This window comes from Micromonospora sp. NPDC005707, assembly GCF_040631005.1.
Lineage (GTDB): Bacteria > Actinomycetota > Actinomycetes > Mycobacteriales > Micromonosporaceae > Micromonospora.
On record NZ_JBEXYR010000018.1, the window covers coordinates 134100 to 140489 of the forward strand.

Below are 6390 nucleotides of genomic sequence, written 5' to 3' on the forward strand. Positions count from 1 at the left end.
TTCACGCGCGAGCGCCGTGGAACCGGGCGCGAGGGCAACCAGGTGCTGCGTGGCGCAGCTCGCTTCTCATCTCGGCTGGTCAGCGCCCGAGGACGTCCACCAGTTGCTGCCCCAGGCCGGTGCACGCCTCCATGTCCAGGCGGTACGTCACGTAGCGACCGCGGCGCGCCGAGATCAGCAGCCCGGCCGCCTTCAGCACCGCGAGGTGCCTGGACACCTCTGGCGCCGTCACCTGCCAATAGTCGGCCAGCTCGCCGGTCGTGTGCGGACCTCGGGCGAGCGTACGGCAGAAACGCAGCCGCAGTGGGTGCGCAAGCGCGGTCAGCCGGGCATCCAGCTCGTCCGCCCGCAACACCGGGCGCGGGTTCCAGCCCGGCGCCGGGTACTGCAGCACGGGCAGCCAGCCGGGCGCGTACACGACGGTCATGTGCGGAGCGCCGTACGCGCTCGGGATGAGCGTCATCCCGTTGCCGCGACCGTCTGCGGTCTGGTCCTGCAGCTTGTCGATCGTCAGAATGCCGCGCTCGGTGTCGACCCCGATTGCGTGCGAGATCCGTCCGAGGGCGCCGATACCCTCGCGGGCCAGGTCGAAGCGTCGACGGTCGGCTTCCTCGGCGAGCGCTGGGCGGACGCGTTTCCAGACCGTGCCGAAGAAGGCGGACTCGCAGGCAAGCAGAAAGCGTCGTACCCGCTCGCGCTCGGCGGTCGGATCGGCGAGCACCCGCTCGGCCCACGCCGCCTGCCGCGGCCCTCGGGCGCGGGCCGCTGCCAGCGCCCGCTGCCGCACGATCGGGTCACGCAGCGGCGACCACATTCGCGGCACCGGTGAGACGGCCCGATGGGCGGCGAGCGCCGCAGCGACCCAGCGCTCGTCGTCCAGGCGGTCGACGTCGTCCAGTTCCTCGCGCAGGCTCGGCCGTGGATCGGACGGGAAGAGGAAGTCGGCCCGGCCGGAGCACCAGAGCAGACCGAATTCCTCGAGGTCCGGAGCCAGCTCTGCGGGAAGGGCAGCCGCCATCATCGCAACCGCCGCGGCGGTGTCCGGATGATGCTGCGGCTCCGCGAGCACGTGCAGCACCGCGCCGAGCTCCGCGAGCGGCGATGGCGTTATCCGGATCCGATCGGCTGGTACGCCGGCGATGTCGACCGAGGTGACCACGGTACCGATCATGGCAGGGGTTCGCGCCCGGGCAGACCGATTGACGTCGTCTGTCAATCGACGGGCCATGGATTGACGACGCTGGCCAACCTGAATTCCTTGGCAGCCGTGTGGCCGGACGATCGCAGCCGTGACGACCATCCGTACGACGCTTCGTGAGTTGGTCCGCATCCCGGGCGGCGGCCGCTACGCGCTCAGCGCCACAGTCGAGGCAGCGACCTCCGGGATGCTGCGCCCGTTCATCGTGATCTACGCCGTGCTGATCGGCCTCAGCGCGCCCCAGGCCGGTATGACGCTGACCGTCGGCATGCTGGCCGGCCTCGGCGCCGTCCCGCTCTCCGGATGGTGGATCGACCGCGGGGCGCGGCGGGCCCCCGCCGTCGCCGCCCTACTGGTGCGGGCGGTGGGGGCGCTGCTGCTCGCCCTGGTGCCCGGCATCGCCGGATTCGCGATCGGTGCGGTGCTCATCGGCGTCGGCACGCAGATCGCTCCGCCCACCAATTCCGCGCTGGTCGCCGCGCTCGCCGGTCCGGCCCAGCGTGCGGCGGCGCTGGCCGCGGGCCGCTCGCTGCGCAACGCCGGCCTGGGCGCCGGCGCCCTGCTCGGCACGGTTCTGGTCGCGACGGGGCCGGAGTTGCTCCGCTGGCTCGCGCTGGCGACGGCGCTCGGGTGCGCGTTCGGCGCGGCGGTGATCGCCCGGGTGCCGCTGCCCCATCACGATGTTCCGGCGGCCGCCCCGGCCGCGGCAACGAAGGAAGCCCGCGGTGCCGGCCTACGCACCGTTACCGTCCTGGCCCTGGCCGGGATCCCGTACGCGTTTCACGCCGACATCCTCGAGATCGCCCTGCCGCTGCTGTTGGTGCAGGGCCTGCACGCGTCCCTGGCGTGGTCTTCGGGCATCTTCGTCGCCAACACCGTCATGGTGATTGCGCTGCAGCTGGTCGTGGTGGTGCGCCTCGCGAGGTGGCCGCACCGCACCGTGCTGTTCTGGTCCGGGCTGTTGCTCGCCGCCTCCTATCTCGCCTTCTGGCTCGGCGGGGGGACCGGCGGCAGCCCCGGCACGGTGCTCGTCGCGCTGGCCATCGTGCCTTACACGCTGGGTGAAATTCTCTACACCGGCAGTGGAGTGCCGCTGGTGATCGAGTCAGCACCGCCACACCTGATGGGGCGCGCGCTCGCCCGCTGGCAGCTCAGCTACGGCCTGGCCCGGGCCGTCGATCCCATCATCATCACCGGTCTGCTCAGTCTGGGCGCGGCGGCGCTGTGGCTGCCGCTGGCCGCCGCGACCCTGCTGGGCGCAGCGACGCTGCGCCTGGGCACTCGATGGCATCGTCTGTACCGGGTTCCGAAGCCGACGGCCGGCGGCGCGTCGGTCAGGGGTGCGGGGCGGGCCGCCGTGCGTTCTCGGCGCCTGCTGGGGACGACCTCTGGGAACGGCGGTCCACTACGCAAATGGCTGGTTGACCGGGCGGGCGCTTGTCACAGGTGCCGGTGGATCAGCCCGGCTCGGGCTGATCCACCTGGGCGGTCGATGGAGCGCGTTCGGATCAGCCGACGCTCACCGGCTCGGCGTCCTCAACCGGCTGTCGACGGGCGCCGCGCAGGGTGATCCCGGCGGTGACCGCGCCCACGGCGGCGATGACTCCGGCGCCGATGAAGGCGGCGGAGTAGCCGTCGGTGAGGGCGGGCAGGTCGCCGAGCTGGTCGGCGCCGGCGGAGGAGGCCACCGCGGTCATCGCGGCCAGGCCGAGCGCCGAGCCGACCTGGTAGCTGGTGTTGACGATGCCGGAGGCAAGTCCGCCCTCCTCGGGGCGGGCGCTGGCGATGGCCGTGCCGAGCGATGGGATGAACGCCAGGGACATACCCAGCGCGGCCACCAGGGAGGCGGGCAGGACGTCGACGGTGAAGCTGCCGCCGGGCCGGACCAGGGCGAGCCAGCCGAGCCCGATCGCGAGGATCGCCAGGCCGGTGACCACCATGGGCTTCGGGCCGAACCGGGCTATGGCTCGCGGGGCAAGCGCGATCATGCCGATCATGATGAGGACCGTCATCGGCAACAGTGCGGCGCCGCTGGGGAAGGCGGTGTAGCCGAGGACCTGCTGCAGGTAGAGGTTGAGGAAGAACCACATCGGGATCCAGGCCGCGCCGAGCAGCAGTTGGGTGATGTTGGCGGCGGCGAGGTTCGGGGCGCGGAAGATCGACAGGCGCATCAGCGGCTCGCGGCGTGCCGCCTGGATGGCGACGAACGCGGCCAGGGCGACGATGGCTCCCGCGAGGACCAGCCAGGTCTGCCCGGAGGTCCAGCCGACCTCGGGGGCGCGGACGGTTCCGTAGACGGCGGCGCCGAGGCCGAGGGTCACGGTCAGGGCGCCGAGAACGTCCAGGGAACCGCGGCGGGTACCCCCGGCGGGCATCAGGGTCGGGGCGGCCAGCAGCGCGAGGGCTGCGATGGGGATGTTGATGTAGAAGACCCAGGGCCAGCTGATGTACTCGGTGATGACGCCGCCGAGGAAGACGCCGGCGGTGCCGCCAGCGGGTGCGGCCGCGCCATAGAGGGCGAGGGCCCGGGTGAGTTCCCTGGGTTCGGCGCCGAAGAGCATCATCAGCAAGGTGAGTGCTGACGGGGCGATCAGCGCCGCGCCGGCGCCTTGCACGGCGCGGGCGGCCAGTTCGACCCCGACGGTGTCGGCCAGGCCGGCAGCGGCAGAGCCGATGAGCAGGATGAGCCAGCCGGCGGCGAACGTGCGCCGAGCGCCGAGTAGGTCGGACAGTCGGCCGCCGAGCAGCAGCAGGCCGCCGAACGCGACGACGTAGGCGTTGAACACCCAGGACAGGTTCTCCGGTGAGAAGCCGAGGTCAGCCTGTATGCGTGGTAGTGCGACGCCGATGATCGAGGTGTCCATGATGACCATGAACTGGGCCAGGGCGATGAGTCCGAGGGCCCACCAACGCTTCGAGCCGGATGGCATTGCGACCACTCCTTCGATTACCCCTAGGGGGTATGGGTAGTGGCAAGTTTTTACCCCCTACCGGTATCGGTCGTCAAGTGACGCGGCGTACATCCACCGTCCCGGAGGAGATACACCGGATGTGTTGAGATCGATACCGGGGAGGGGTATGTTGAGAATTCCCAACCGCGCAGCCCTGGCCCGTCGCCTGGACGGACGCTGCACGCCCGTCGACGGCATCAACTGCAAACACCGAGGAGATCCATATGTGCGGCGATGAATCGAGCTGCGGCTGCGGCACCGTCACGATCGACAGCGCCCCCGCGGCCGCAGATACCAGCACCGGCGAACGGAGCACCTACCAGGTCTCGGGCATGACCTGCGGCGGATGCGCCAAGAAGGTGACCGGGCACGTCTCCGAGATCACGGGCGTGAATGACGTCCAGGCCGACGTGGCCGCGGGCATCATCACCGTTCTCAGCGACGGCCCTCTGGACACCGCCGTAGTCCGCGCCGTCGTGCAGCAGGCCGGCTACCAACTCGTCGATTGACTACGTGCAACCCGCATCCCCACGGCACCGTCTGGCGCCCTGGGGATGCGGCGGTGCCATTTGTCCCAGCGACGAGGGAACCGAGATGAACGTCAATGATCTTACCGACCGCGATGAGCTCGTCGTGTATGGCACCGGCTGGTGTCCCGATGTCCGACGCAGTCGAGCCCTGCTCGACGCTGCTCGCATCCCGTACGTGTACGTCGACTTCGAGGAGGACCAGGCTGACGCCCCTCACGCGGTTCCCGGCTACCTAGAGACAGGTGAGGACCGCAGCGAGCATGCCGATACCCACGGGAGCGATGAGGGCCGTAAGGGCGACAGCGGCGCGAGTCGCAAGATTCCGGCCGTGCGGGGTCCGCGACTGAAGTCGCTGCAGCCGAATTCCCACCTCTCCCCCGGCCATCGACAGGGCGGACGGCGGGTGCGGCGCACCGGCGAAGCTCAGGAGCGCACCCCGCACGGCCGCCTGGCCGCACTCCCGTACCGCCGCGGCGTCCGCACGTAGCTCGACCAGCAGACGGACGGCCGCGGGCGCTTGCCGGGTCAGCGGCAGCCAGGGGACTGCCGACGCGAGCCCTTCCACGGCGGACACCAGCAGGTGGTGGCGCTCACGCAGGTGCGCCCGCTCGTGGCTCATTACCGCGGCAAGCTGGTCTGCCGGTAGGTCACGGGTACAGCTGGCGAGCACGGTCACCCCGCCGGCGCCGCCGAGGCTGTACGCCAACGGGGTCGGGTGGGGGATCCACAGCACCGCCGCATCGCCCGGCTCGGCCGTCGAACCGGTAAGAGTCAGCAGATCGGCATGGGCACGCCGCGCGCGGTAAGCCGTTCGTGCGTGACGGGCGCATGACGCGACGAACTTCATGAGCGCCGCGGTCATGATCAGCGCGCCGGATGCTCCGAGGACTTCATCGAGGGCAGGCAGGCGGCTGGGCTGCGCCCAGTGCCAACAGAGCCGGGCGAGATCATGCAGCGCCCAGTCGTGGGCGGTGCCAGGGGCGAGCAACGCGGCGACGGCCAGGGTGAAGGTCGCCATCACGGCGGTGAGGAGCCCGAGCCAGCCGAGCAATACCGCGACCGGGTCAGCAACGTGGCGGAAGCAGAATCGCAGCGCGAGCGGACCCCACCAGGCGGCGATCGCGACGCCGGCGACCAGTGCCAGCGCGACGCTCATGCGCCGGGCTCCCGCTCGTGGAGCACCTGCTTGAGGATGTGCAGTTCCCGCTTTGAGGCTGACCTGGCGAAATGCATGAGCACCAGATCGGGGTCGGTGCTGGTTTCAAGCACGTGGCGCAGCGTGCGGGCGGTGATCTCCTCGCGGGTGCCGGCAGGGCGGTAACGGTAGGCCTTGCCGTCCTTCTCGCGGGTGGCCCAGCCTTTGCGGTGCAGGTTGTCGAGCACGGTGAGAACGGTCGTGTAGGCCAGTGCACGGTCGGTGGTCAGCCCGTCGAGGACGTCTCTGACCAGCAGGGGTTGGTCGGCCTGCCAGAGGACGTCCATGACTGCCGCTTCGAGTCTGCCCAGCTCTGCCACGTGCGCTCCCTTCGTGCCCGCAAGGGTACGCGGGGCGCGGCGCCGGGCCAGCAGGACCTGACCGGTCCCTCGCCATTGTGGCGGGGACCGCTGCATTGGTGGCCGGCGGGGGGGGGGGGGGCTGGGGGTGGGCGGGCCGGGCGGGTGTGTGTTGCGGGGGGGGATTGTTTTGGGGGGTTTTGGGTGGGGGCCTCTT

At 70.8% G+C, this 6390-nt stretch carries 6 protein-coding genes; 2 read left to right on the forward strand and 4 right to left on the reverse strand.

The window, feature by feature from the left end; all coding sequences use genetic code 11:
* Positions 1-79 precede the first annotated feature (79 nt).
* Positions 80-1159 (reverse strand): DUF5937 family protein, encoded by a 1080-nt coding sequence (locus ABZ452_RS28505; RefSeq protein WP_357949272.1) that lies wholly within the window; start codon positions 1157-1159, stop codon positions 80-82.
* Positions 1160-1289: 130 nt separating this feature from the next.
* On the opposite strand from ABZ452_RS28505, the gene ABZ452_RS28510 reads away from it, so the two are divergent.
* On the forward strand, positions 1290-2768 hold the full coding sequence (locus ABZ452_RS28510; RefSeq protein WP_357949275.1) for an MFS transporter: 1479 nt from the start codon (positions 1290-1292) through the stop codon (positions 2766-2768).
* Here ABZ452_RS28510 and ABZ452_RS28515 read toward each other — a convergent pair.
* Positions 2707-4128 (reverse strand): MFS transporter, encoded by a 1422-nt coding sequence (locus tag ABZ452_RS28515; protein WP_357949278.1) that lies wholly within the window; start codon positions 4126-4128, stop codon positions 2707-2709. The genes ABZ452_RS28510 and ABZ452_RS28515 overlap by 62 nt on opposite strands.
* A 287-nt stretch (positions 4129-4415) precedes the next feature.
* Here ABZ452_RS28515 and ABZ452_RS28520 point away from each other — a divergent pair, with 287 nt between their 5' ends.
* The gene (locus ABZ452_RS28520; protein WP_357949295.1) at positions 4416-4658 is read left to right on the forward strand and encodes a heavy metal-associated domain-containing protein; all 243 of its coding nucleotides are present in this window, start codon (positions 4416-4418) and stop codon (positions 4656-4658) included.
* 253 nt (positions 4659-4911) lie between these two features.
* Here ABZ452_RS28520 and ABZ452_RS28525 read toward each other — a convergent pair whose 3' ends face one another.
* Positions 4912-5835 (reverse strand): M56 family metallopeptidase, encoded by a 924-nt coding sequence (locus ABZ452_RS28525; RefSeq protein ID WP_357949280.1) that lies wholly within the window; start codon positions 5833-5835, stop codon positions 4912-4914.
* On the reverse strand, positions 5832-6194 hold the full coding sequence (locus tag ABZ452_RS28530; protein WP_357949283.1) for a BlaI/MecI/CopY family transcriptional regulator: 363 nt from the start codon (positions 6192-6194) through the stop codon (positions 5832-5834). The genes ABZ452_RS28525 and ABZ452_RS28530 overlap by 4 nt, the downstream gene beginning before the upstream one ends.
* Between the last annotated feature and the right edge of the window lie 196 nt (positions 6195-6390).